We start from the raw sequence: 25,288 nt of genomic DNA, 5'->3' as shown, positions 1-25,288 counted from the left end.
ATCCCACGCATTCGACCAAGGCGCGCATCCATGCGACTCATCAATCGACATCCCAGCCGAAGCGGCGGCTTGATGCTGCTGTTGCTGCCGTTCATCGTGCTGATCGTGGTGTACTTCACCGGATCGTCGATGCGGCTCAAGGCCAATCCCGATGACAAGCTGCTGCCGGGCGCAACCCAGATGAGCGAGGCGATCAGGCAGGTCGCTTTTACGGAGGACAAGCGCACCGGCGAGTATCTGCTGTGGGCCGACACCGTTGCGAGCTTGCGGCGGCTCGGCGTCGGGCTCGCCGCGAGCGCCGCGATCGCGGTGGTTGCGGCCATCGCGACCGGCTCGTTTCCGCTGGCAAGCGCCACGTTTTCGCCCTTCATCACGGTGATCTCGATGATTCCGCCACTCGCGGTGCTGCCGATTCTGTTCATCGTGTTCGGGCTCGACGAATTGTCGAAGGTGGTGCTGATCGTGGTCGGCATCACCCCGATGATCATCCGCGACCTGCATTCGAGGGCCCGTGAAATCCCGGCCGAGTTGTGGGTCAAGGCGCAGACGCTCGGCGCAAGCAGCTGGACGTTGATTCTGCGCCTCGTGCTGCCGCAGTTGCTGCCGCGTCTGCTGGTGGCCATGCGTCTGTCGCTCGGCGCGGCGTGGCTTTTTCTGATTGCCGCGGAAGCGATCGCTTCGACGGACGGCCTCGGCTACCGGATCTTTCTGGTGCGACGCTATCTCGCGATGGATGTGATCCTGCCTTACGTGGCGTGGATCACGCTGCTTGCATGGCTTATCGACGAATTGCTGCGCCGCCTGACGCAATGGTCGTTTCCCTGGTACGGAGGCGCGCGATGATCGAAGTTCGCAACGTCTGGAAGGAATACGGCGATCAGGTCGTGCTGGAACGGTTAAACGTGCGCATCGAAGCGGGGGAGTTCTGTTCGATGGTCGGCGCATCGGGCTGCGGAAAGTCCACCTTCCTGCGGCTGCTGCTCGGCCAGGAGCGCGCGACGCGCGGCGAGATCCTGCTGGATGGCGAACCGTTGCCCGCTGAACCCGACGCACATCGCGGCGTGGTGTTTCAGCGCTATTCCGTGTTCGACCACCTCACGGTGATTCGCAATGTCATGCTGGGACTCGAATTGCCGCGAGCCAGATTCACGGGCCGGCTGTTCGGTGCGCGCAGGCGGGCCGCGCGCGACGAAGCGGCTGCGATGCTGGAGCATGTGGGCCTCGGCGCGGCCTTCGACAAATACCCGCAGCAACTGTCGGGCGGTATGCAACAGCGTCTCGCGATTGCGCAGGCGCTGATGATGAAGCCGCGCGTGCTGCTGCTCGATGAGCCGTTCGGCGCGCTCGATCCCGGCATTCGCAAGGACATGCATGAATTGCTGCTGAGCCTGTGGCGCGAATCGAAGCTGACGATCTTCATGGTCACGCACGATCTGAAGGAAGGCTTCACACTCGGCAGCCGCGTGCTGGTGTTCGACAAGGTGCGGGTCGATCCTCAAGCACCTGGCGCGTACGGCGCACGCATCACCTACAACATTCCGCTCGACCACAGCCGCGGCGCGGCGGCGTCCCTCCATCTGGCGCGAGCCGTGGTGGAAGGCGCGGCGCGCGCCGATGTAGTTTCGGCGTAACGGGAGTCCGAACCAAATGAATTTGCTACTCGAAGAAACCGTCCCTGGCGGCGGGCATGCATCGTTGATCGTCAAGCGCGGCCAGTCGTTGCGCATTACCGATCTGCGCGGCGGCGCGAACGTCAGCGTCATGTTGAGCAATGCCGACGAAAAGAGCGAACGGCTCAATTTGCCCGACACGCTCAAATGCCAGCACACGGCGAAACTCACGGCCGGCCATTGCCTGTACTCCGACATGGGCCGCGTGCTTGCCGCGATCGTTGCGGACACCTGTGGCTGGCATGACGCGATCGGCGGCGTATCGAACGCGCAAGAGGTCGAGGAGCGCTACGGTACCGGCCGTTATCAGGAACTGCGCAATGGCTTTTATCGCAACGGCACCGACAATCTGCTCGTCGAGATGGGCAAGTGGGGGCTCGGCCTCCGCGATCTGCTGATGACGCTCAATCTCTTTAGCCGTGTCGACGTCAGTCACGAAGGCGCGCTGAACTTCGTGCCCGGCAATTCAAAGGCGGGCGACTACGTCGATCTCTATGCGCCGATGAACACGCTCGTCGTGCTCACGGCAATCCAGCATCCGCTCGATCCGCATCCCGAATATGCCCCCAAGCCGGTCAAGCTTGCGTTGAGCCAGGCGGCACGCGAAGTCGCCGAGTGTTGCCGGAGCGCATGTGAAGAAAACCTGCGCGGTTTCGTCAACACCGATCGTCTCTTTCTTTGAGCGGAGCCCAACACGATGACAACGACACTGACAGTCAGCGACAAACGACCCGAACACGCGGTGTTTCGCGAGACGCTCGCGGCCGGTGAACCGTGGCTTCACGAACTGAAGGCCGGGCAGACGCTGCGCATTCTCGATCTGGAAGGCAATCAGGCCGTCGATACGCTGTTCTACAGTCTCGCCGATCCGCGCGAGCGCTTTGACCCGCAACGCACGCTGCGCCGGCAGAAAAGCCTGTACCTGACGACCGGCACCGTGCTCTATTCGAACCTGGGCAGGCCGATGCTGACCATCGTCGCCGATACCTGCGGGCGTCACGATACGCTTGGCGGCGCGTGCGCACAGGAGAGCAATACCGTGCGCTATGCGCTGGAAAAGCGCTACATGCACAGCTGCCGCGATAACTATCTGCGCGCCTGTGCGCACGACGGGCGTTTGTCGAAGCAGGATATCGGCGCGAACATCAACTTCTTCATGAACGTGCCGGTGACGTCCGAAGGCGGTCTCACCTTCGAAGACGGTATCTCGGGGCCGGGCAAGTACGTCGAATTGCGCGCGCAGATGGATGTGATCGTGCTGATCTCCAACTGTCCGCAACTGAATAATCCGTGCAATGCCTATAACCCGACGCCTGCGGAGTTGCTGATATGGAACTGAAGCGTATAGGCAACTGGCTTTACTTCGTCATGCTGGTTCGCGCCGGAAGATGCCTCACCTGCACGCGCGAACAACTGACTCACGCAGGCCGCTGATACACCTCTGCCGCGGACGACCGCGGCATGCATTCCCACGTGGCGGGACGGCCCGCCCATGAATCAACATCCCCTCATGTTCGAGAAAATCCTGATCGCCAATCGCGGCGCGATTGCCTGCCGTATTCTCCGAACGCTGCGCGAACTCGACATCACAGGCGTCGCTGTTTACGCGCAAGCGGATCGGGCGAGCCTTCATGTGAGCATGGCGCCCATCGCGCACTGTCTCGGCGATGGTGCGGCGTCGGCTACCTACCTCGACACGGAAAAGATTCTCGCCATTGCTCGCCGCGAGGGCGTGCAGGCGATCCATCCGGGTTATGGGTTCCTGTCGGAAAATGCCGGCTTCGGCGAAGCGTGCGAAGCGGCAGGCATTGCGTTCATCGGACCAACGCCCGCGCAATTGCGGGCCTTCGGTCTGAAACACACGGCGCGCGCAATCGCGGCGCAAGAAGGCGTGCCGATGCTCGAAGGCACGGGCCTGCTCGACGATCTGCCGGCGGCGCTCGAAGCGGCGGCGGCGATCGGCTATCCGGTCATGCTGAAAAGCACGGCGGGCGGCGGCGGCATCGGCATGCGCGTGTGCTGGAGCGTCGACGAATTGAGCGCGCATTTCGAAGTGGTCAAGCGTCTGGGTCAGAACAACTTCAGCGATGCCGGCGTATTCCTCGAAAAGTACATCGAGCGGGCGCGGCATATCGAAGTGCAGATTTTCGGCGACGGTCGCGGCGACGCGATCGCCTTGGGTGTGCGCGATTGCTCGGTGCAGCGGCGCAACCAGAAGGTGCTGGAAGAAACGCCCGCGCCGTGCTTGCCGGAGGGCATGTCGGCCGCCTTGTGCGAGGCTGGCGTGAAGCTCGCAAAAGCGGTGAATTACCGCTCCGCCGGCACGGTCGAATTCGTCTACGACAGTGCCGCGCAGCAATTCTATTTCCTCGAAGTAAATACGCGCCTGCAAGTCGAGCACGGCGTGACCGAGCAGGTTTGGGGCGTGGATCTGGTGCGCTGGATGATCGAACTGGCGGCGGGCACGCTTGCTCCGTTGCCGGACATCGCGGCGCGCTTGCAGCCGCGGGGACACGCGATCCAGGCTCGGCTCTACGCGGAAGACCCAGGCCGCGATTTCAAGCCGAGCCCGGGTTTGCTGACCGATATCGCGTTTCCGCACGCCGATGGCCGCGCGCTGCGCATCGATACGTGGGTGGAAGCGGGCTGCGAAGTGCCGCCTTACTTCGACCCGATGCTGGCAAAGGTGATCGCGTGGTCGCCTACGCGCGACGCGGCGCGCCACGCGCTCAACGACGCGTTGGGAAGCACGCGCATCTATGGGGTGGAGACGAACCGCGACTATCTGCGGCAGATTCTCGACGATCAGCCGTTCGCGTCGGGTGAACCGTGGACGCGCTGTCTCGAACAGCTGAAATATCGGGCGAGCACGCTCGAGGTGATCAGCGGTGGCACGCAGACGACCGTGCAGGATCATCCAGGCCGTCTTGGCTATTGGGCAGTGGGAATTCCGCCGTCCGGGCCGATGGATGACCGTGCGCTTCGGCTCGGCAACCGGCTGCTGGGCAATGTCGCGGACGCTGCCGCGCTCGAAATCACGATGAGTGGCCCAAGCTTGCGCTTCAACACGGATGCCGTCGTCGCAGTGACGGGCGCGCATCTGCCCGTGCTGCTCGACGATGTCGAGCAGCCGTTGAACACCACGCTCTTTATTGCCGCCGGTTCGACGCTCGCGCTCGGCACCATCCGCGGCGCGGGCGCGCGTGCCTACCTGTGCGTGCGCGGCGGCTTCGATGTGGCGGTGTATCTCGGCAGTCGCAGCACCTTCACGCTCGGCCAGTTCGGCGGACATGGCGGCCGGGCGCTGCGTGCGGGCGATGTACTGCATCTTCACCCGCTGCAGGACCCACGCGCGGGCGCGGTGCTTGCCAACATCCCCGAATTGGCAACGGTGCGTACGGTGCGCGTGATCTATGGCCCGCACGGCTCGCCCGAGTACTTCAGTCCGCGTTATATCGAGCGGTTCTTCGACACCGAATGGGAGATCCATTTCAACTCCAGCCGCACCGGTGTGCGTCTGATCGGACCGAAGCCGGAGTGGGCACGCGAGGACGGCGGCGAGGCGGGGCTGCATCCGTCGAACATTCACGACAACCCGTATGCGGTCGGCGCCGTCGATTTCACCGGCGACATGCCCGTGATTCTCGGGCCCGATGGACCGAGCCTTGGCGGTTTCGTTTGCCCCGTGACGATCATCGAAGCGGATCTTTGGCAGATCGGCCAGCTCAAAGCCGGCGACAAGGTGCGCTTCGTGCCGGTGCCGATCGATGCGGCGCGCGAGGCGGCGCGCCAACGTCTGCGTGAACTGGAAACGTTGCAATTGGACGCGCAACCGGCATTCGCACAGGCCGCAGCGCTGATCTCGCCAATCGTGCTCGATACCGGTACGGATCGCGAACGGCTGGTCGCGCGCGTTTCCGGCGACACGCATCTGTTGCTCGAAATCGGCCCGGCGGAACTCGACCTCGTGTTGCGCTTTCGCGGCCATGCGCTGATGCAGTCGCTCGAAGCGATGGCGCTGCGAGGCGTGATCGATCTGACACCCGGCATCCGCTCACTGCAGATTCACTATCAGCCTGAAACCCTGCCGTTGCAGCGGTTGCTCGAAATCGTCGAGCGCGCATGGCAGCACGTGCTGCTGCAGAAGGATTTGCGCGCGCCGTCGCGGATCGTGTATCTGCCGCTGTCATGGGACGACCCCGCGTGCCGGCTCGCGATCGACAAATACATGACCACCGTGCGCAAGGACGCGCCGTGGTGTCCGAGCAATCTCGAGTTCATACGGCGCATCAACGGGCTCGATTCCACTGATGCCGTCAAACAGATTGTCTTCGACGCCAGCTATCTCGTGATGGGGCTGGGCGACGTGTATCTCGGCGCGCCGGTCGCGACGCCGCTCGACCCGCGCCACCGGCTGGTGACGACCAAGTACAACCCGGCGCGCACGTGGACGGCGGAGAACTCGGTCGGCATCGGCGGCGCGTATCTGTGCGTGTATGGGATGGAGGGGCCAGGCGGTTATCAGTTCGTCGGCCGCACGTTGCAGATGTGGAACCGCTATCGGGAAGTCGCCGATTTTGCCGGGCGGCCGTACCTGTTGCGCTTCTTCGACCAGATCCGCTTCTACGAAGTGACCGACGACGAACTGCTGCGCATTCGCGCAGATTTCCCGCTCGGGCGCTATCCGTTGAAGATCGAGGAGACCGAGTTGTCGCTGGCCGACTATCAAACGTTTCTCGCGCGTGAATCCGCCGGCATCGAACAATTCCGCGCGCGGCAGCAGGCTGCGTTCCAGGCCGAACGCGAGCGCTGGCGTTCAGCGGGCACAGTGGACGAGAGTTTCGACGCACCGCTCGCCGAGGACGCCGAACTGGCGCCGCTAAAAGGCACCGAGATAGCGGTGGAAAGCGAGATTGCCGGCAGTCTCTGGCAGGCGCGGGTGAGTTGCGGCGATACGGTGGCAGCAGGCGACGTGCTGCTCGTCATCGAGTCAATGAAGATGGAAATCTCCGTCTATGCGCCGTGTGCGGGGACTATCGGCGCGCTTCACGTGGCGCCCGGCTCTGCGGTGCGCGCGGGGCAGCGCGTTGCCGTCATCGAACGTCTTTGACTTATTGGGGAAACCATCCATGTCTTCATTCGACCTGCGCCTGTCCACGCTGCGCGCTGCCTATCGCGCCGGGACGCTCACGCCGCGCAAGCTGATCGGCGAACTGCTGGCCAAGGCCGCGGCACTGAATCCTGAGTTTCATCTGTTCATCCACATTCTCACTGAAGCGGAAATCGCGCCGTATCTGGACTGGCTGGAAACACAGGATGCCGAAGCATTGCCGCTCTACGGCATTCCATTCGCGATCAAGGACAACATCGACCTGGCCGGTATTCCGACCACGGCCGCCTGTCCGGCGTTCGCCTATACGCCGGCCGAATCGGCGACGCTCGTCGCGCAGTTGATCGCACTGGGCGCCGTGCCGCTCGGCAAGACGAATCTCGACCAGTTCGCCACTGGCCTGAACGGCACGCGTTCACCGTACGGCAAGTGCCGCAATAGCGTGCATCCCGACTATCCGTCGGGCGGCTCGAGCGCAGGCTCTTCATTGGCCGCCGCGCTGGGCGTCGTGAGCTTTGCGCTCGGCACCGACACCGCGGGCTCGGGGCGCGTGCCCGCAGCGCTGAACAACCTGGTCGGACTCAAGGCGACCAAGGGTCTGCTGTCCACTGCCGGCATCGTGCCGGCCTGCCGCACGCTCGATTGCGTGACCTATTTCACTGCGACCGCGAGCGAAGCCAGCGAACTGCTGGCGCTGACTGCGCAAGCCGATCCGCGCGATGCGTACAGCCGCAGGAACCCGCAGTGGAACGACGCGCGCGCGTTCGGCAAACTCGCCGCGTTCCGCTTCGGCGTGCCGGCGCGGCTCGAATTCGCGGGCTGTGCCGAAAGCCCCGCGCTCTTTGCCAAGGCTCGCGCGATGCTCGAAGCCGCAGGCGGCAAGGCGGTCGAAATCGACTTCACGCCGTTCGTGGAGGCGGCGAACCTGCTTTATCAAGGCCCATGGGTCGCGGAGCGCTACAGCGTCGCGGGCGAGTTGATCGAAGCGAACCCGCAGGCCGTGCTGCCGGTCATTCGCGACGTGCTGGCGAAGGCGCCCGGTGCGACAGCCGTCGAACTGTTTCGCGCGCAGTACCGCCTGCAAGCATTGAAGGGCGTCTGCGACGCCGCGCTCGAATCACTGGACTTCGTTCTCACGCCGACTTATCCGCGTCCCGTCACGCTGGCCGAGTTGGCGCGCGACCCCATCGGGCCGAACACGTTGCTCGGCTACTACACCAACTTCATGAATCTGCTCGACTACGCGGCTGTCGCGACGCCGACTGCGTTCATGAAAAATGGCCTGCCGTGGGGCGTGACGGTGTTTGGGCGCGCGTTCACGGATCAGTATCTGCTGAGCGTGGCCGACCTGCTGCAGCGAAGCAGCGGTGTGGCATGCGTCGGAGGCAGCAAGCCCGATGCGAACGAGCGGCCCACGGCGGGCAACGACCGGATACGCGTTGCAGTGTGCGGCGCGCATATGGAAGGTCTGCCGCACAATCGCGATCTGGTCTGCCGTGGCGCACGGCGGGTAGAGGCGACGCATACCGCTGCGCACTACCGGCTGTATGCGCTGGCAGCCACGCGGGACGGCACGAGACGGCCCGGCTTGCGGCGGGTTGCGCACGGCGGCACGACGATCGCAACCGAGGTCTGGGAGATGCCCAGTCTGGAGCTGGGCTCGTTCCTCTCGACGATTCCCTCTCCGCTTGCGCTTGGAAAGATAGAACTGGCGGATGGCACGTGGGTGACCGGCTTCGTGTGTGAAGGATACGGCGTGGAGTCCGGAGCCGACATCACCGAATTTGGCGGCTGGCGAGCGTGGCTCGCCAGCGAGCGTGCATGACGTCCGGCTCTTTTGAACCGTGCCACACGTGTTCGGTTAGAAGCGGCGGGCGGACGATCATGCGTGCGCCGCATTCCGTCGAATCTCTGCATCACTGCGGCTCGTACCACGAATAGGTGGCCAGCGTGCTCACTGGTGTGCCGATTTGCAATGTGATATCGCGCAGCGAGGTCAATTCGATGTCGCGCACATCGCCCATATAGCGGCGCGAATCGCCGTTGTCGTTGATGTACGCGACCACGTTCCCGGTCACGCCAGCCACGTTCGTGCTGCTGAGCGGTTGCCCCCAGATATCGAAGAACTGGCCAAGCGTAAAGCGTTTCAAGCCTGGCGCCTCAACGTGGATGATGCCGGTCTGGTCGTGCGTGTGCATTTCATAGTCGCATTGCGACAGAATGCCGACGTTCGCGGGCAGCGCGAGCCACTGGCCGTCCTTGAAAATGGCGAGGTGTGCATGGACGTGATACAACGCGTTCATGTTGGGCGCACAGATCAGGCCGTCCACTGGCGCACCGGTGCCACCGGTCGACGTGCTGCCCGCCGGCCAGAAGTTGTTCCCCACTACACCGAGGAACGCGAGCGTGACCGGCTTCGGATCGAACGGTGGCGGGTTGGTCCACGTGTACGTCGGAATCTGGGTCAAAGGCGTGCCGATCTCGATCGTCACTTCGCCATGCGCGGGTAGCACGAGGCTCGCAGGATCGCCCGTGTATTGCGTGAGAGCGCCGCCATCGTTCACGTAGATCGTGACGGGCGAGCCGGCCACGCCCGCGACGTTGGACGTGTCGAGCGTTTGTCCCCAGATCGAGAAGAACTGACCGAGGGTATACGGCGTGTGAGTGGTCGAGTCCATGTGAATTTTTCCGCTCGAATCCACGGTGTGCAGAGGATAGGCGCAGCCCGTCTGCACAGCCATGGTCGGCTCGACCACGCCGACGTTCGCCGGCAGCGCGAGCAGGCGGCCGTTGTTATAGATGGACAAATGCGTGTAGGTATAGGCATTGCTGCGCAAGGTGCAGGTCAGTCCGCTGACCGGTTGGCCTTGTCCGCCCGACGACGTGGAGCCCGCAGGCCAGAAGGCATCGCCGAGCGTCGTACCGTCGATCACGGGGGTCGCGGCGGCCATGGTCGGCTTCGTCGCGGTGGGAGACGATGCGCCTGACGCGGGGCTCGCGGCTCCGGTTTGGTCTCCGGCAGCAGCAGGGCCCGCGTCGCTGCCGCCGCCTCCACCGCAAGCGCTCAGAACGAGGACGACCCCAATGACCAGTAACCGTGAACTCGATCGTATCGACATGTCGCCCCCGCGCTGGAAGTCAAGAGAGGAAGAGCCAGCGCCTCGATAAAAGCGTCCCGAGCGGCCTGGAAGGCGTGGACTGTCCCGATCCGCAGAACGGACGCAACACCCGTTTAGCAGATCGCTTCATATCGTCTGACTCATGCGGTTTAGCGTAGCAGAAGCATTGAGAGTCCGAACCAAATGAACCACGTCATTTCGCGCCTTTCCGTCTCCCATTTTGGCGCATCGGAAGGGCTTATTTCCCACTGCTAATGGTGCGAGTAGATAGCGCTTCCAATTGGGCAACCGCCATTGCGAAACGACTACTGGGCACTTCTTTTCATGAAAAAACGACGTTGTCTCGCGAACCTGCTCCGCGCCCGTGCAAGTATTCCTCCGAGTGCCGCACCAGCACTCGGCATACCAGTTCGCGCTGCTAATCATCGCGGAACCTCCTTGCAGAAGTCACGTTGCGAGGGCCGGAACCTCTCCTCGCGGGAACGGTCTTAAGCGAATACCGCCTTTTTGGGGGATCTCAAATGGCCGCCACGCAATCAGGGGCGACGCCCCTCTCCGATGACGAAGCCCGGCGTCAGTTACGCCGCGCCGTCATTGCCAGCACGATCGGCACGACGATCGAATGGTATGACTTCTTTCTCTATAGTACGGTCACGGGCCTGATTTTCGCCAAACTCTATTTCCCCGGATCGGATCCGCTCGTCGGCACCTTGCAGGCGTTTCTGATCTACGCCGTTGGCTTCGTAGCGCGGCCGGTTGGCGCCGCCATCTTCGGCCATTACGGCGACCGTATCGGCCGCAAGGCGACGCTCATCGTAACGCTATTACTGATGGGGCTCGCCACCTTTGCGGTGGCCTTTGTTCCGACCTATGCGACGATCGGCATCTGGGGCGCCGTCGCGCTCACGGTGCTGCGCTTCATTCAGGGCGTGGGCGTCGGCGGCGAATGGGGTGGCTCGGTCCTGATGTCGATGGAATGGGCGCGCACCAACGAGCATCGCGGCTTCGTCGCCTCCTGGCCGCAGTTCGGCGTGCCTGCAGGACTGTTCCTCGCCAACCTGGCGGTGCTAGCCATGAGCGAGATCTCCGGCAGCGGATTCATCACGTGGGGCTGGCGCGTGCCGTTCTTCCTCAGTATTGTGCTGGTCGTGATCGGCCTCTACATTCGCTTGAATATTCTGGAGACGCCGATCTTCGCGCGGCTCCTGGCTGAACGCAAGATCGAGAAGACGCCGATGCTAGAGGTGCTGCGCCGCCAGCCGAAAGACATCCTGCTGTCGGCCTTTGCACGCATGGCCGAACAGGCACCGTTCTATATTTTCACCGCGTTTGTCTTCACCTACGGCATCCGGACACTAGGCGCGAGCCGCGACCTGCTGCTCACAGCGGTGCTGGTTGCTTCGGTGGTGGAATTCGTCACCATTCCGTTGTTCGGGCATGTGTCCGATCGGATTGGGCGGCGGCGGATGTATATGATCGGTGCCGCCGCCGTCGGCGTATTCGGCTTTCTCTACTTTGCGATGATCGACACCGGGCATCCAATGTGGATCTTCATCGCTATCGTGCTGTCGCTGGTACCGCATGCGATGATGTACGGTCCGCAGGCGGCCTTGATCGCTGAAACGTTCACGGGGCGGCTGCGCTACAGCGGTGCGTCCATGGGCTACCAGTTGGCTTCGGTCATTGCCGGCGGCCCTGCGCCGCTCATTGCGACGGCGCTGTTCGCTTACTACGGTTCCGGCTATGCGATCGCGGTCTATATCCTGGCATGCGCGGTGCTCAGCCTGATCGCCGCTTCGCGACTGGGCGACTACACCAACAAGGACATCTCGCGGGAATACGACGACGTCCCGACGAAGGGCGATAGTGGACACGCGTCCCCGACCGCTTGATCAAGCATGCTTTGCTGCGGCCCGAGCCGATATCGGGAGCGAAACGGTCGTGTCGCAGTAGCTTGCGCGAGACGGACGGGAGCGGGCCGTCACCCTCGGTGAAGTTGTAGAGCGTCGTCGTCAGCCTGGGCCGTGCGCTGCCAGGCATAGCACGTGCTGCGTCTCTGTTCTGCTACGGCATTGGCCGGGCAGTCACTGCATCATCGAGGAGATCGGCATGGAAGCGACAAGACAGGACAAGACAGAGACCGGACCCGGCTCGCAGAACGCGCTGGACTTCCTCCAGGCAGATCACCGGTCGGTGGAGAAGTTGTTCGACGCGTTCAAAAAGGCGGCGGACGACGATGTGGAAGCAAAAGCGGCGCTCGCGCAGCGCACATGCGAAGCGCTTTCGATTCATACGATGATCGAGGAGGAACTGCTTTATCCTGCCGCGCGGGAAGCGTTACCCGACGGCGATGCACTCGACGTCGAAGGAGCGTATATCGAGCACTTCCTGGTCAAGACGCTGATTGCGAAGTTCGAAACGATGAAAGTGGGCGATAAAGGCTTCGACGCGACTTTCAAAGTAATGAGCGAGATGGTCCTTCGTCATGTGGAGGAAGAGGAGACTCAACTGTTCCCGGAACTGCGCAACTCGAAATGCGATTTGCGCGCGCTCGGCGACAAGTTGGCCGAACGCAAGACGGAGTTGCAAAGCAAGCTGGACGCGGTGGGAAGCCGATCGGTGGGCGACAAGACCCCCATGCTTTGACTGCTGCGGCGCACGATGACCTTGACCGAGTTCACGTCGCCGACATAAATCGTGTTCGTGCCGGTGATCCCTACGATTCCGTCGGGGCCGGACGCGTCCGTGCTCGCGCCGGCACCTGCGAAGAGCCCTGGAATCTGTGCGGTCAGCGTGTTGGATTGGATGTCGACGACATCGACTGCCTTGTTATTGCGGTCCGCCAGGAAGTACTTGCCGGCCTCGACGTAACCAATATCGAAACTGAATGGCGGGCTCGCAGCATTCTGCCCGGCGATGTTCGTCAATAGCTTGGGCGGGGGCGGTGGGGTGAGGTTGTCTCGCCCTCCGCAACCGGCCAACGTGGCCGCGGCGACAAACGTCCAGCTCATCAGGCGCTTGTTGATCTTTCCGTCTCCTTTCTGTTTATTGGTGTATTTCACGTTCCGTCGGCTAGCAAGGATTCATTTATTAAGGAATCGCAAGAAATGGTCACAAGGAGAAAATAGACACGCCCATGGATGCAACCGCGCATTTCATGGGCTGTGGCCGCGTACCGGTTATTACGTTCACACAATGGCGGCGTCGCGGGAAATCGGAAAGTAAACCTTATTTATGGTCTGCATTGAATCGACGCTATGGTTGTAATGAACTTGAAGCCAGCGTTATGCAGACTGTGAGGTGAAGCACGATGGCTTTTCACATCGACGACGGTCCAGCGGCAGCGTGATCCGACAATCGCATCAGTTGCCAGTCGATGAATTGTTGGCGGCGTTGGTGTCGCCACACGGCGCAACGCGCCAGATAGCATTGCCTACATCGTCCGCCACCAGCAGAGCGCCGCGGGCATCTAGCGCGACGCCGACTGGCCGCCCCACGGCGTGGCCATCCGGTGTCAGGAAACCGGTCAAGAAATCTTCGGGCGCGCCAGCAGGTTTTCCATCGACGAATGGCACGAAGACCACCTTGTAGCCGCTTCGCGGTTTGCGGTTCCACGAACCATGCTGGCCAACGAATGCGCCGCCCCGATAGTGCGCGGGGAACAGTGTCCGATCGTAGAAGACAAGACCTAACGAGGCAGTGTGGTTGCCCAGCGCATAGTCCGGCACGATAGCCCTGCCGACCAGGTCGGGCCGCTGCGGCTTGACTCGCGTGTCGACGTGCTGGCCGTAGTAGCTATAGGGAAAGCCGTAGAAGGCTCCGTCCTTCACCGCCGTCATGTAATCCGGAACGAGGTTGTTGCCCAGATCGTCTCGCTCGTTGACTGCAGTCCACAATGCGCCGCTGTCCGGCTGCCACGAAAGGCCGTTAGGATTGCGCAGTCCTGTCGCGTAGGGTCGCAAGCGACCGCTGTCCACGTCGTACTCGAGAATCCGTGCGCGGTCCTGCTCGGCCTCGACGCCGTTTTCCGCAGCGTTGCTATTGGATCCAACCGTAACGTACAAATGTTTGCCCGAGCGATCCGCGAGGATGTTCTTTGTCCAATGGTGGTTGATCGGGCCGGCGGGCAAATCGGCAACTTTGAGTCCGGGGCCGGCTATCTCCGTAGCGCCGGGAACGTAGTTAAAACGCAGCAACGCGTCTGTATCCGCAACGTATAACTTATCTCCGATCAGCGCCATTCCGAACGGCGAATGCAGGCCTCGGATAAACACGGCATTCAACTGGGCAACCCCGGTTCCATTCGGGTCCCGTAACAGCACGATTCGATCGGGACTCTTCACGCCGGCGCCGGCGAGCTTCATGACCTGAGCTCTGACCCAGCCGAAAATTCCGCTGCCCTCGTCGTGCGGTTTGGGCGCATCGCCTTCCGCCACCAGTACGTCGCCGTTTGGCAACGTATAAAGCCAGCGCGGGTGTGCGAGGCCGCCCGCGAACTCAGTTACGCAGAATCCGTTGGGAGCGGTGGGCAGGAAACCGGCAGGCCGCGCTTGAACAGGCGCGATGTTGACCATTGAAATCAGCGAGGGTTCGGGGGCCGGCAGCGCAGGTGCGGCGCCAAAACCGGTGTCGCTCGCAGCTGACGGGCCGATCGCGCAGGCGGCCAGCGGCAAAGTCATCGAAACGACGAGGCGATTGATCAAGCGCATGTTCAGTATCCAGTGGTGGGCTGCTTTGTGTTAGCAAAAAGCCTGCCCGCGACAAGATTACTTACTGAGGCCCAAACCTTTTCCGGCGGATCAGCTGCCAATCCGTTGGTTGGATCACGGCTCGTGGTCGGATAAACCTGGCAGTCCTATGTGCCGGATTCACCGCCGCGCTGAATTTTGCACTAACGTGACGGGCATCGGAGTTTCTCCCGTTGATGGCGATCGCGTCGCCGATTGCGTTGGCAAGTCGCTGAAAGTCGATGGCGCTTTCCATGACGTCGGCCTGCGTATAAATCCGAGCGCCCCAATTGCTGACGGCAGCGCACACGGCGCCGTACTCGCGGGCGCGAGTGCATCAACAGGCATGGGATGGGTGCCGCCGCTAAACCGCTTTGGCTCCCCATCGGCCAAACTACCACATTCGCGCAAGCGCCTTCTTATTACTTTTTCATTGCCGCGCTTTGCGGATTCAGGTTTGTCAGGCGGCCGCTTTCGGTGCCGGCCGCTTCGTCGATAACGGCATTGATCAAGCTAGGTTTGCCGGATGCGATTGCCTCGACGAGTGCCTTCGTCAGTTCTTCAGGCGTGCTCGCCTGATAGCCGATGCCGCCGAATGCCTCGATCATCCTGTCGTAGCGCGCCCCCTTCACGAACACAGTAGGCGCAACGTCCTTGCCGCCCGTCGGGTTCACGTCGGTGCCGCGATATACACCGTTGTTGTTGAATACGACCGTGCAAACCGGCAACTCGTAACGGCAGATCGTTTCGAGTTCCATGCCGCTGAATCCGAAGGCGCTGTCGCCTTCGATCGCAACCACTGGTTTGCCTGTCGTTACCGCCGCGCCGATGGCGAAGCCCATACCGATACCCATGATTCCCCACGTGCCGGAATCAAAGCGTTTGCGCGGCTCGTACATGTCGATAATGCTGCGCGCGTAGTCGAGCGTATTGGCGCCTTCGTTGACGACGTTAATGTCCGGGCGCGTTTTCAACACATCGCGAATCGCGCGTAACGCGCTGTGAAAGTTCATCGGCGACGGGTTCTTGTCGAGCGTCGCGGCCATCTTGGCGAGATTCTTGTTCTTGCGCTCGGCAATCGCGCCGATCCACTCCGCGCCCGGTTTGACGAAGCTCGCATCGAGGCCGGCGCGAAGCGCCGCTACGCATGAACCGATATCGCCGATCACCGGCGCGGCAATGGCGACGTTGCTGTCGATTTCGGTCGGCGAGATATCCACCTGGATGAACCGCTTCGGCTGCGCACCCCAGGTCTTGCCTTTACCATGCGAGAGCAGCCAGTTCAGACGCGCACCGATCAGCACGACCACGTCGGCTTCCTGCAGCACGAACGAGCGCGCTGCCGATGCGGATTGCTCGTGCGTGTCGGGCAACAAGCCCTTGGCCATCGACATCGGCAGATACGGAATGCCGCTTTGCTCGACGAAAGCGCGGATTTCCGCGTCAGCCTGGGCGTACGCCGCACCTTTGCCGAGCAGGATCAGCGGACGTTTTGCGCTTTTCAGCAGGTCGATTGCACGCTTGACGGATTCCGGCGCCGGCAATTGACGCGGTGCGGCGTCGACCACTTGCACCAGCGACTGCTGCGCCTTCACGGCATCCATTGTTTGCGCGAGCAGTTTGGCGGGTAAGTCCAGATATACGCCGCCTGGCCGCCCGGATACCGCAGCCCGGATCGCCCGCGCAATACCGATGCCGATGTCTTGCGCATGGAGCACGCGATACGCGGCTTTCGCGTAGGGCCTCGCGGCATTCAACTGATCCATTTCTTCGTAGTCGCCCTGCTGCAGATCGACGATTTCGCGTTCGCTCGACCCGCTGATCAGGATCATCGGGAAACAGTTCGTGGTCGCATTGGCGAGCGCGGTCAGGCCGTTCAAAAAGCCGGGTGCCGACACCGTCAGGCAGATGCCCGGCTTCTTCGTGATGTAGCCGGAAATGGCGGCGGCATTGCCCGCGTGCTGCTCATGGCGAAAGCCGATGAAACGCATTCCTTCGGCTTGTGCGAGTCGCGCGAGGTCGGTAATGGGAATACCGACCAGTCCGAAGATCGTATTGATGCCGTTCAGTTTCAGCGCGTCGATGACTAGATGGAATCCGTCGGTCGTCTCGGTCGCCTGTTGTTTCGACGTGTCGTCTGTTGTGGGCTGGTCGACTTCTGCCATGGCGTCTCTCCTCGGGGAGCGTTGTTTAATAGTGGTGAATGGTAGCGGTGGGTTCGCGCTGTCGTTTATTCAGCCGAGCCGCCAGGCCACTGCTGCAACCGTGCTTCGATAAGGGCCGCGCCTGCTGGCGCCGCCGAGTTTTCGATCCAGCGCTTTCTCATGGGTGCAAGGACGAACTTCGCACATACCGCGGCGGCAATCGATATCACCGCCGCCGAGATGAACACGGTGCCCCAGCCGCCGTTGGCCGACAGAAGCGATGCGATCGGCACCAGCATCGAGGCCGTACCCTTAGCGGTGTAAAGCGTTCCCGCATTCGCAGCCGCGTGTTTGCTGCCGAATGTATCCGCGCAGGTCGCGGGGAAGATCGAGAAGATCTCTCCCCAGCACAGGAAGACGGCGGCCGCGAAGAACATGAACGCATACGGGTTATGGCCAAACTGCATCAGCCCCAGCAGTGCGACGCCTTCACCCAGGAAGATGATGAACATCGTGTTCTCGCGCCCAATGCGGTCCGACAGAAAACCGCACAACGGACGGGTGAATCCATTGCAGAGGTTGTCGATCGAAAGCGTCATCGTGAGAAGCGGCAGCGTGATGCCGATCAGACTCACGGGAAGCTTCGCAAAGCCATATTCCTTGGCGATCGGTCCGAGCTGTGCGGTCGCAATGATGCCGCCCGCTGCAACGAAGACGAACATCAGATACAGCACCCAAAAGAGCGGCGATCGGATCATCTCGCCGGACGTGTAGTCGATTTTGCTTGCGACGATTCGTTTAGCCGGGATCGCGGAAGCGGGCGGCTTGGGCCGCACGAGCATGGTGGCGAGCAGCAGGATGCAAAGACCCTGAAAAATGCCGAAGAACATGAACGTGTGCTCGTAGCCCGAACGCTGGATCATGTTGGCAATCGGTATGACCGTGACGGCCGCGCCGGCGCCGAAACCCGCCGCGGTCAAACCCGCTGCGAGGCCGCGTTTGTCCGGAAACCATTTAAGCGCCATGCCGACGCAGGTGCCATACACACAGCCTGCTCCGATACCCGCGATGACCGCCGCGACGTACAGCATGGAAAGACTGGTCGCATGTGCGTTGATGATCCAGCCGAGCGCCGCGCACAGCGCGCCGCCGATCACGACCGGGCGTGGCCCGAATTTGTCGACGAGCCAGCCTTCGACCGGTACGAGCCAGGTTTCGGTCACGATGAATACCGTGAACGCCGTCTGGATCGCTGCTTGGCCCCAATGGTGGGCGTTGTCCATCGGTACGACGAAAAGGGTCCAGGCGTACTGAAGATTGGCCACGAGTCCCATGCACACGATGCCGATCGCGAGTTGCATCCACCGGTGATGCCAGAAGGGTGCGCGCACGCTGTCCGATACAGTGGAAAGTGCCATGTCTCCGTCTCCTTTCTATTCCGTCGCGCTCAACCGGCGCGTTGGACCTGCGTGATCGACTCGCTTGACCGCTGGTTGTGCCTGAGGCCAAAAAGTGCCAATGGTTGGCCAGAAGAACTGCACTAGCGAGAACTGTGGCTCGTTGTCCGCACAACAGTGGAGTCGGAAGCTGCTGCATGCGCTCCATATGAGAAGAGATGCTGCGCGCGATACCCGATAAATCAAAGTTAAAACATTTTATGGTTTGCATTAGGCAAATGTAATGGTAAAGATCGCTGCCCGCGCCCAGATCCCGGGAAAAGTATTCCGCTCAATGCACGGTACGTCAGCATCTTTGCGCAGATGGGCGGCTCGGAGTCGCGCGTCGGCTTTCGAATGGCATGCGCACGCGGACTAGGGGCGCTCGCTCGATTGCGGCGCGCCTTCGGAGGAGTTGAGACTGGCACTGGCCCCGCAACGCGCGACGATGTTGCCGATCAAGACGCCGGTCATCGAGTCAGTACAGACGATCCTCGCCAGCGGGTATTCCCTGGTGGACTGACGACGTGAACGAGACGCATCCGCAGTGTAGTGGCTACACCGCTGACGCGTAATTACTGCAACGCGCAACATCACGCTGCGCACTGCAATGGGGGCACGCGCGCTCACGGTTCGTCGCGGTGCTGTTTCAGCGTCTATGTCGCGCTTGCAACTTTGCAGGTGTATCGGGCGGGGTCGTCCCGTTAGTCCAATCCGGGATGAACAAAAAACGTTTGCCGTCGTCTGGGCAGGCGTTTTTTAAGGACGCCGTTTTTACCGTTGGCTCTCTCGTTGTGACGGCACAGCGCGCAACGCGACAGGGTGCCTTCGGGATAATTCGGCAGAACTTGCCCGGCACCCGCCATGAAATTCGACAACGCTTCGCGCAACTCTAACTGCGGCTCTTTGTAGCCAATGGAATGGCAATGGAATGCACGCCCCGACAATCTTGCCAGGCGCTGTCACGCGCGAGCACAAGTGAACGACGCGGAGCGCGACAGGTGCGAGACAAGTGGGAATTGTGGTGCACCGGTGCTTTCCTTCAGTGGCGTGGCCGCTCATCACCTGGCCCTTGGCGGAAGTCGTCGAGGCCGTTGCAGCGGGCTATTCGTGGCCTTTACCAGAGGCTTCGACACGCGATGCTTTCCCCGCGCGATGGCCGCCACGGTGCCCTGTGTTGGGCACGACCGATGCGCATATCCACGGGCGAGAGACAGGAGGCGGACATGCGAGTGAGAACGATCGATCTGGCCGACATTACCATTGCTTGCTCGGCGGTCCGCGACTCAGACGGCGGTTTTCTCTGGGTGGTCAAGGTCGAGGACCGCGGCCCGGAGCATCGCATGGTTCTCGAGCGAAGAGGCCGATGCGGTCGCGTGACGTTGGGAGACGCCCTGGACTTCGCCGCGCGCCAGGCGCGCGAGATTGCCGATCGGTATCTGGCCGTGACTGAAGCAAGGCCCGTCGCCGAGCGTCGGCAGGACTTGCGGGTTTAAACGGCTGGTGAACTGCTCGAGCGAGCATTGCGTTACGGCAGACCGGCGTTGCGATTCTTCACGCTCGAGGCCGACGTTGCGCGGGTTGGCGCGTGAGCGCGCGCGAATGTCTTCGGCAGTTCGCGCCGTTGGTGCAGGCCTCGAACATCCGCAATCGCGGCTGCGAAAATCGCACGTCAGCGCCGGTCCAGGCATTCGCCAAGGGGTCCTGAAGACTGCGTGATTCTCGGGCTGCCGACAGACTCCGATGCAACGGTATTGGCGTCATTGCGCACGTGTCGTGTTCGATGACCACGTGAGCGCGACATTTGCGATGCTCATCGCCTGACGCAGTAAGCGCGATGCGCTGCTGCAGACGGCCCGGTCACCGCGATACTACTTCTGGGTTCGATACCTTCTTGGAAAAGGGAGTGTGAAACATGCAGAACGCCGAAGGCAACCCATCCCAGGCACAACAGAACCGCATGGCCGCAAAGAGTCCCGCGAAAACGCCGGCTACGGGAACCAGTTCCCCGGATGCGGCGACTCAGGCGGTGCGATTCGGACGAACGTCTCACGTTGGATCGGCCGAAGCGCCCGACGTCAAAAACGCGGACCCGTCGCCTTCCATAAAAATCGACAACCTAACGCGCAATGGCGCGACCCGCGTGCAGCGAGCGAATAGCCGCATTGTCTCCGTTGATAGTGCGGGAATGGATGCAACCGACGATACGGTCGACACAGATGGTAAATCGCTCGAAGCGAAACGCGACCTGTCGGTATGGCATGACAACATCATTACGTCGAACGCGACCCTGGAGAACAATGTACCGGCGCCCGCGGACGGATTGGGCGGCATTGATAGCAGGCCGACCGGCAACATGCCCGACATTTTGCCCCGCAGCGGTTTTCACGTCGGTATTGCGGGCACCGTGTACGAGCAGCAGTTCAACGGTGCCCGGGCCGAGCATGTGATCCGGTTGGAGAGAACCGAATGATCACGACCGCGATACTGGTAATGAGCGCCGCGGCACGGCCCCGTTTGCATCAAAGAATCCGCACGGAACAATGAGGCGCGCGATTTGCTGGCATGGGAATCTGCAAAGCCGCCTCCGACATATACGCTGTCTTGGGCGACGTCAGTCCCAGCAGCGACGATAAAACTTTCTGGCGCTGGGCCTGCTGCCGCGCGCTTCTGTCAGGTCGCGACGACTGAAGCCAAGGAACCGGGTACGACACGACGGTCAGCTCCGCGGGGCGCCGATGAGTCGCGCCCCACTGACATCGGGACACGAGTCCGTTCGTGCGCAGCCGGGCTGCACGTTAAATCCAGCCTGGCGTCATCCAGGGAGGCAATCATGAGAGGCATAGGTAAAGCAGTCGTGTGTTCCGCAATGCTGCTGGCGTTCGCCGGCGGCGCATTTGCACAGGGATCAGGAGGCGGCGGCGGAGGCGGGGCTGGCGGCGGCTCGAGTGGACAGGGCGGCGCGGGTATGGGCACGCCCAACGGCACGGGGGCGACCGGCACGAATTCCAGTTCCACTGGATCGACAATGTCGAAGTCGCCCACGCGTATGCCTCAGAAAGCGCCGCACGCGAAGGGTGCGTCGGACACTGCGGCGTCGGCGGCACAGTGAAGAAAGGCACCGCCTTAGCATCTGGGGGTACTCGCAGGCGCAAACGACGCCAGGGCGAAGGCATTCGCTGAGGCCAGAAAGCGCACTACTGCCGCGGCGGCGCGCACCACGATCACCGCGGCATACTGACCGGCCGATCCGGCTTACATGGGAAACGCAGCGCTTCTGCCCGAGCGCGCAGCATTCGCACGTTCTCTTCCACGACTGGCGATCTGCAATCGCTTGAGACCCGTGTCAAGATACCTCCCGCGCGGCGATCCGTTTTCGCTGGCGGGCAAGCGTGTCCTGATAGATGCCTGGCACTGCCGCCAATGCTGCGGGCGAGCCGTCCTGGGCCACACGGCCCCGATTGATGACGACAATGCGATCGAACGTCTCCAATGTGGAGAGTCGATGCGCAATGGCAATGACCGTGCGATTTCGCATCAACCGTTCAAGTGCCAACTGAATGGCGAGCTCGGAAGCGGTATCGAGCGCCGAAGTCGCTTCGTCGAGAAGCAGGATTGGCGAGTCTTTCAGAATGGCGCGCGCGATGGCGATTCGTTGGCGTTGGCCGCCTGACAATTTCGTGCCGCGGTCGCCGGCAATGGTGTTCAGTCCACCAGGCAGCGCAGCAAGGAAGTCCATGCAGTGCGCGTCTTCGCACGCACGGCGAACGTCGGCCTCGGTGGCATCAGGTACCCCATAGCGGATGTTATCCAGCAAGGATCGGTGAAACAGTGAGGCGTCCTGCGGCACGATCGAGATGGCGGCCTGCAAACTATCGAGCGTCACGCGCGAGATATCGTGTCCGGAAACGCGCACGCAGCCGCTCTGCGGTTCGTAAAAGCGCTGCAGCAAAGCGAAGAGCGTGGATTTGCCGGCGCCAGAAGGACCAACCAGGCCGACCCGTTCGCCGGCGCGAATGTGCAGGTCTAGTTCTTTGAGCACGGGCCGGCGCCCGGAATAGGAAAACGACACCTTGTCGAAATCCACCGTCGCCTGTTCGATTCGTAGCGGCTGCGTATTGCCGCGTTCGACTATCTCGTGCGGCGCCAGCAGCGTCTGCGTTGCCTCGCTCAGACGCGCGAGGTGTTGCGTAAGCTCGACCAGCGCCACGGCCAGATCACGCGTTCCGTGAAGGATCGCAAATCCCAGTGAACTGATAAGCACCACGTCGCCCGTCGTCGCACGGTCCTGGGTCCATAGCCACAAGGTCCAGCCCAGAAGTCCTGCGGAAAAGAGGGTGGTGGCGATGGAGTGCAGCAGCCGCAGCTTTTCGAGGAACAGCAGGCTTCGTGTGCGCGCCGAGCCTTCGGAGCGCAGCGTCGCGTCGAGGCGTCGGCGCTCGAACGACAGCGCACAGAAAGCCCGCACGAGGTTCATATTGCCGATCACGTCCACCAGTTCGCCATCCACGAAAGCGGCCTGCCCGGCAAACGCCTCGTGCCGTGCGGTTCCCTTCTTCGCGAGCCGGAACAACCACCAGGCGAGCCCTCCAGAGATCGCGACGAGCGCAACGCTCATCGGGACGCTCACCAGGCCGACCAACGCAATCGAGCCTGCCAGCGTGAGAGACGGTGGCAGTGCGGTCCATGCAATGGTGTTTTCGATGGTGTACACCGCATTCGCCATCGCAGAGACGCGGCTCGACAGGACGCCGGGGTGCTTGTCCGCGAAAAATACCGGGGCATGTGCCAGCAGATAGGCGAACATTTCGTTTCTTATATCGCCGGTCACGGCGACGAACGCGCGCGCGGCCATCCAGCCGCCGATTCGCCAGAACAGATTGTCGGCCAGAATCAGCACGACCAGGATCGCGAAGGCGCGTATGACCGTGCCCGGATGGGCGCGTCCTGCAGGCAATGCATCGACAAGATTCTTGATGCCATATTGCGATCCCAGTGCGCAAGCCACGGCGACCACGACACTTGCGAGCACGACGGCATGGGCCAGCTTGCGCCGGCCGACATAGCGCCAAAGCAGGCGGACGGGCTTGCCCGCATATCTCGAGATTTCGCGCGATTGCCGGCGCCGGCGCACACGTCCAGCGCGGCTCGGGTCGACATCGGTTGCAGCTCGCATGCGTTGGCTCCTCGTCCGCGACCGGGACGATGACCTGCTTGCGCGGAGCATTGGGCTCGACGGCGCAAGGAGGACGCGGTAGCTCGCTCCGGCAGCGGAACTGCGCAACCTCTGTGCCGCATGCGTTGCCACGTTGCGCCGGTCCGCTCGCGTGATGTGAGGCGGCTCTTGCGCAGGGCCCAAGCCTGCAACGAGCGACTGCGGGTGTCGCCTTTATTCGTCGAGCCCCGCAAATCTTGCGAACCGGTCAACCGGTTCACGCGGCATCTGGAGCCGATTCACGACGCAGTCGTCATCCGCGTAACCAAGAGACATCCCGCAGACGACTTCGTGGCCCGGTTCGATCTCAAGATGGTTTGCGATGACTGTCTGGTAACGCGCAAAGGAGACCTGCGGGCACGTATCGAAACCGCGGGAGCGAGCCGCAATCATGATGGTCTGAAGAAACAACCCATAGTCGAGCCAACTGTATTTCTTCATGCGGGCATCGATCGTGAAAATCATCCCGATCGGGGCTCCGAAAAAATCGAAATTCCTGCCGGTCGCACGGGACCGCGCTTCCATATCGGTCTTGTCGATGCCCAGTGCGCCGTAATATCGCACTCCGAATTCTTCCTGCCTCGGGCGCAGCGGGTCAGGCAAAGGCTGCGGCATGTGATGCAGCGGCGGATGAGACTCGGACTCGTGAGCACGCGTTAGTGCATCGCTGAGCTGCTGTTTCGAGCGGCCACCCAGTACATAGACGCGCCAAGGCTGCGTGTTCGAATTGCTGGGCGCGGTTCGCGCCACATCGAGGATTTCGATGACGTCCGCTTTCGAAATCGGGTCCGGGCGAAAGACCCGCACGGCTCGCCTCGATCGAATAACCGAGTCGACAATATAGGTGTCCGAATTCATTTAGGGCCGGTCTCCACGGCTTGGAAAAACATTGAGCCGATCATGCCATACCCGAAGCGCGGCCGGCGCTGAAGAATCTGCAAGATGGACTTGCAGAACTTCGTATTGGCCGGCATTCAGAGGGGATTGTGTGAGGCCGGGATCGCCCTTACAAGACCGCTTCCGCGACCAGCTGCAACGCAGGCGCAAGCTTCATATAGACCTCGGGGCGATCGAGCGCATAGGTCAGATTGCGTTGCGCGATCTGCACGTGCTCCGTCGCCAGCCACTGCGCGCGTGTGCCTTCGCCGCGTTCCATCGCCTGCACGAGGCTGTGGTGCTGCTGATGCGCCATGAAAAGCCATTGCCGGCCTTCTTCGATGGCGGACTGCATCGGTAGCATCGCGCTTGCCGCGGCAAACGGCAGGCGGTTGTTCATTTCGATTGCACGGATGAGCGCCGCGTTGCCCGAGCCTTCGACGATCAGCTTGTGGAACCGGTTGTTCATGTCAGTGTAGGCGGCGTAGTCGTCGAGATCGAGCTCGGACTTCGCGAGCAAGCGGTCGCCGGCGCGCAGGCACTCATTCAGTCCGTTGGATAGCTGGCGCGGCACGCCATGCTCGGCCACGAGCCGCGCCGCCATGCCTTCCAGATGCCCGCGCACCGCGATCGCATCCGCGATTTCCGCGGCGGTGATGCGCCGCATGACGTAGCCGCCCGACGGCGACGGCTCGACGAGACCTTCCTGTTCGAGCGTGGTGAGGGCCAGCCGAACGGGCGTGCGCGACGCCTTCAGCCGCTCGGCGAGCGCGACTTCGCCCAGACGTTCGCCGGGTGCGAATTCACCTTTGAGGATCAGATCGCGCAGATAGACCAACACGCGTTCTTGCTGGGATTCCATTGGGTTCTCCGGTGCGCTGTTGCGGGGCGAGACGCCCGCGGCCGTCGCATGCCCGATTGTAGGACATGTGGGACGAAATCGGGTGCGAATGTTTCGATTGGCGTGGCGCGATGTTCTTTAATGTATGCA

Annotated in this window: 19 protein-coding genes; 12 read left to right on the top strand and 7 right to left on the bottom strand. The window is 62.1% G+C overall.

The window, feature by feature from the left end; translation table 11 throughout:
• Positions 1-30: 30 nt before the first annotated feature.
• The 6 genes from ABQJ48_RS26350 (at position 31) to atzF (ending at position 8,605) form a co-directional block, all read left to right on the top strand.
• Positions 31-843 carry an ABC transporter permease gene (locus ABQJ48_RS26350; protein ID WP_367840896.1) on the top strand — a complete coding sequence of 271 codons (813 nt, stop codon included), beginning with the start codon at positions 31-33 and terminating at the stop codon, positions 841-843.
• Positions 840-1,631: an ABC transporter ATP-binding protein gene (locus ABQJ48_RS26345; RefSeq protein ID WP_367840895.1), complete on the top strand. Its 792-nt coding sequence runs from the start codon at positions 840-842 to the stop codon at positions 1,629-1,631. Before ABQJ48_RS26350 ends, ABQJ48_RS26345 begins: the two co-directional genes overlap by 4 nt.
• 16 nt (positions 1,632-1,647) lie before the next feature.
• Positions 1,648-2,352 carry an urea amidolyase associated protein UAAP1 gene (locus ABQJ48_RS26340; RefSeq protein WP_367840894.1) on the top strand — a complete coding sequence of 235 codons (705 nt, stop codon included), beginning with the start codon at positions 1,648-1,650 and terminating at the stop codon, positions 2,350-2,352.
• Positions 2,353-2,367: 15 nt separating this feature from the next.
• Positions 2,368-3,009 carry an urea amidolyase associated protein UAAP2 gene (locus ABQJ48_RS26335; protein WP_367840893.1) on the top strand — a complete coding sequence of 214 codons (642 nt, stop codon included), beginning with the start codon at positions 2,368-2,370 and terminating at the stop codon, positions 3,007-3,009.
• Between the two features lie 171 nt (positions 3,010-3,180).
• Positions 3,181-6,780 (top strand): urea carboxylase, encoded by a 3,600-nt coding sequence (gene uca, locus ABQJ48_RS26330; RefSeq protein WP_367840919.1) that lies wholly within the window; start codon positions 3,181-3,183, stop codon positions 6,778-6,780.
• Positions 6,781-6,799: 19 nt separating this feature from the next.
• On the top strand, positions 6,800-8,605 hold the full coding sequence (gene atzF / locus ABQJ48_RS26325; RefSeq protein WP_367840892.1) for an allophanate hydrolase: 1,806 nt from the start codon (positions 6,800-6,802) through the stop codon (positions 8,603-8,605).
• A gap of 91 nt (positions 8,606-8,696) precedes the next feature.
• Here the strand turns inward: atzF and ABQJ48_RS26320 are convergent, their stop codons facing one another.
• Entirely contained in the window at positions 8,697-9,899 is a 1,203-nt protein-coding gene (locus ABQJ48_RS26320; protein WP_367840891.1) for a hypothetical protein, read from the bottom strand.
• A gap of 521 nt (positions 9,900-10,420) precedes the next feature.
• On the opposite strand from ABQJ48_RS26320, the gene ABQJ48_RS26315 reads away from it, so the two are divergent.
• Both ABQJ48_RS26315 and ABQJ48_RS26310 read left to right on the top strand, forming a co-directional pair.
• Entirely contained in the window at positions 10,421-11,791 is a 1,371-nt protein-coding gene (locus ABQJ48_RS26315) for an MFS transporter (RefSeq protein ID WP_367840918.1), read from the top strand.
• A 217-nt stretch (positions 11,792-12,008) separates the two neighbouring features.
• Positions 12,009-12,545 (top strand): hemerythrin domain-containing protein, encoded by a 537-nt coding sequence (locus tag ABQJ48_RS26310; protein WP_367840890.1) that lies wholly within the window; start codon positions 12,009-12,011, stop codon positions 12,543-12,545.
• Between the two features lie 716 nt (positions 12,546-13,261).
• Here ABQJ48_RS26310 and ABQJ48_RS26305 read toward each other — a convergent pair.
• Entirely contained in the window at positions 13,262-14,473 is a 1,212-nt protein-coding gene (locus tag ABQJ48_RS26305) for a PQQ-dependent sugar dehydrogenase (protein WP_473094189.1), read from the bottom strand.
• On the opposite strand from ABQJ48_RS26305, the gene ABQJ48_RS26300 reads away from it, so the two are divergent.
• Positions 14,466-14,642 carry a hypothetical protein gene (locus tag ABQJ48_RS26300; protein WP_367840923.1) on the top strand — a complete coding sequence of 59 codons (177 nt, stop codon included), beginning with the start codon at positions 14,466-14,468 and terminating at the stop codon, positions 14,640-14,642. The two genes, ABQJ48_RS26305 and ABQJ48_RS26300, sit on opposite strands and share 8 nt — an antisense overlap.
• A 406-nt stretch (positions 14,643-15,048) precedes the next feature.
• On the opposite strand, the gene oxc is transcribed toward ABQJ48_RS26300, so the two are convergent.
• Together oxc and oxlT are read right to left on the bottom strand one after the other, a co-directional pair.
• Positions 15,049-16,791: an oxalyl-CoA decarboxylase gene (oxc, locus tag ABQJ48_RS26295; protein ID WP_367840889.1), complete on the bottom strand. Its 1,743-nt coding sequence runs from the start codon at positions 16,789-16,791 to the stop codon at positions 15,049-15,051.
• Positions 16,792-16,856: 65 nt separating this feature from the next.
• On the bottom strand, positions 16,857-18,188 hold the full coding sequence (oxlT, locus tag ABQJ48_RS26290) for an oxalate/formate MFS antiporter (protein WP_367840888.1): 1,332 nt from the start codon (positions 18,186-18,188) through the stop codon (positions 16,857-16,859).
• A 1,244-nt stretch (positions 18,189-19,432) separates the two neighbouring features.
• Between oxlT and ABQJ48_RS26285 the strand changes: the two genes are divergently transcribed.
• The 3 genes from ABQJ48_RS26285 (at position 19,433) to ABQJ48_RS26275 (ending at position 21,318) form a co-directional block, all read left to right on the top strand.
• Complete coding sequence (locus ABQJ48_RS26285; protein ID WP_367840887.1) at positions 19,433-19,702, top strand: hypothetical protein; 270 nt, start codon at positions 19,433-19,435, stop codon at positions 19,700-19,702.
• Between the two features lie 419 nt (positions 19,703-20,121).
• Entirely contained in the window at positions 20,122-20,679 is a 558-nt protein-coding gene (locus ABQJ48_RS26280) for a DUF3005 domain-containing protein (protein ID WP_367840886.1), read from the top strand.
• 360 nt (positions 20,680-21,039) lie between these two features.
• On the top strand, positions 21,040-21,318 hold the full coding sequence (locus tag ABQJ48_RS26275) for a hypothetical protein (protein ID WP_367840885.1): 279 nt from the start codon (positions 21,040-21,042) through the stop codon (positions 21,316-21,318).
• A 234-nt stretch (positions 21,319-21,552) separates the two neighbouring features.
• On the opposite strand, the gene ABQJ48_RS26270 is transcribed toward ABQJ48_RS26275, so the two are convergent.
• The 3 genes from ABQJ48_RS26270 to ABQJ48_RS26260 all read right to left on the bottom strand — a co-directional run bounded on the left by ABQJ48_RS26270 (position 21,553) and on the right by ABQJ48_RS26260 (position 25,159).
• The gene (locus ABQJ48_RS26270; RefSeq protein WP_367840884.1) at positions 21,553-23,382 is read right to left on the bottom strand and encodes an ABC transporter ATP-binding protein; all 1,830 of its coding nucleotides are present in this window, start codon (positions 23,380-23,382) and stop codon (positions 21,553-21,555) included.
• Between the two features lie 213 nt (positions 23,383-23,595).
• Positions 23,596-24,279 (bottom strand): nitroreductase, encoded by a 684-nt coding sequence (locus ABQJ48_RS26265; RefSeq protein ID WP_367840883.1) that lies wholly within the window; start codon positions 24,277-24,279, stop codon positions 23,596-23,598.
• A 148-nt stretch (positions 24,280-24,427) separates the two neighbouring features.
• Positions 24,428-25,159 carry a GntR family transcriptional regulator gene (locus ABQJ48_RS26260; protein ID WP_367840882.1) on the bottom strand — a complete coding sequence of 244 codons (732 nt, stop codon included), beginning with the start codon at positions 25,157-25,159 and terminating at the stop codon, positions 24,428-24,430.
• Positions 25,160-25,288: the final 129 nt, after the last annotated feature.

Origin of the sequence: Paraburkholderia suaedae, assembly GCF_040812055.1 — a bacterium.
Lineage (GTDB): Bacteria > Pseudomonadota > Gammaproteobacteria > Burkholderiales > Burkholderiaceae > Paraburkholderia.
The sequence above is the reverse complement of the archived record's forward strand: the minus strand, read 5'-3'. Positions and strand labels throughout refer to the sequence as shown.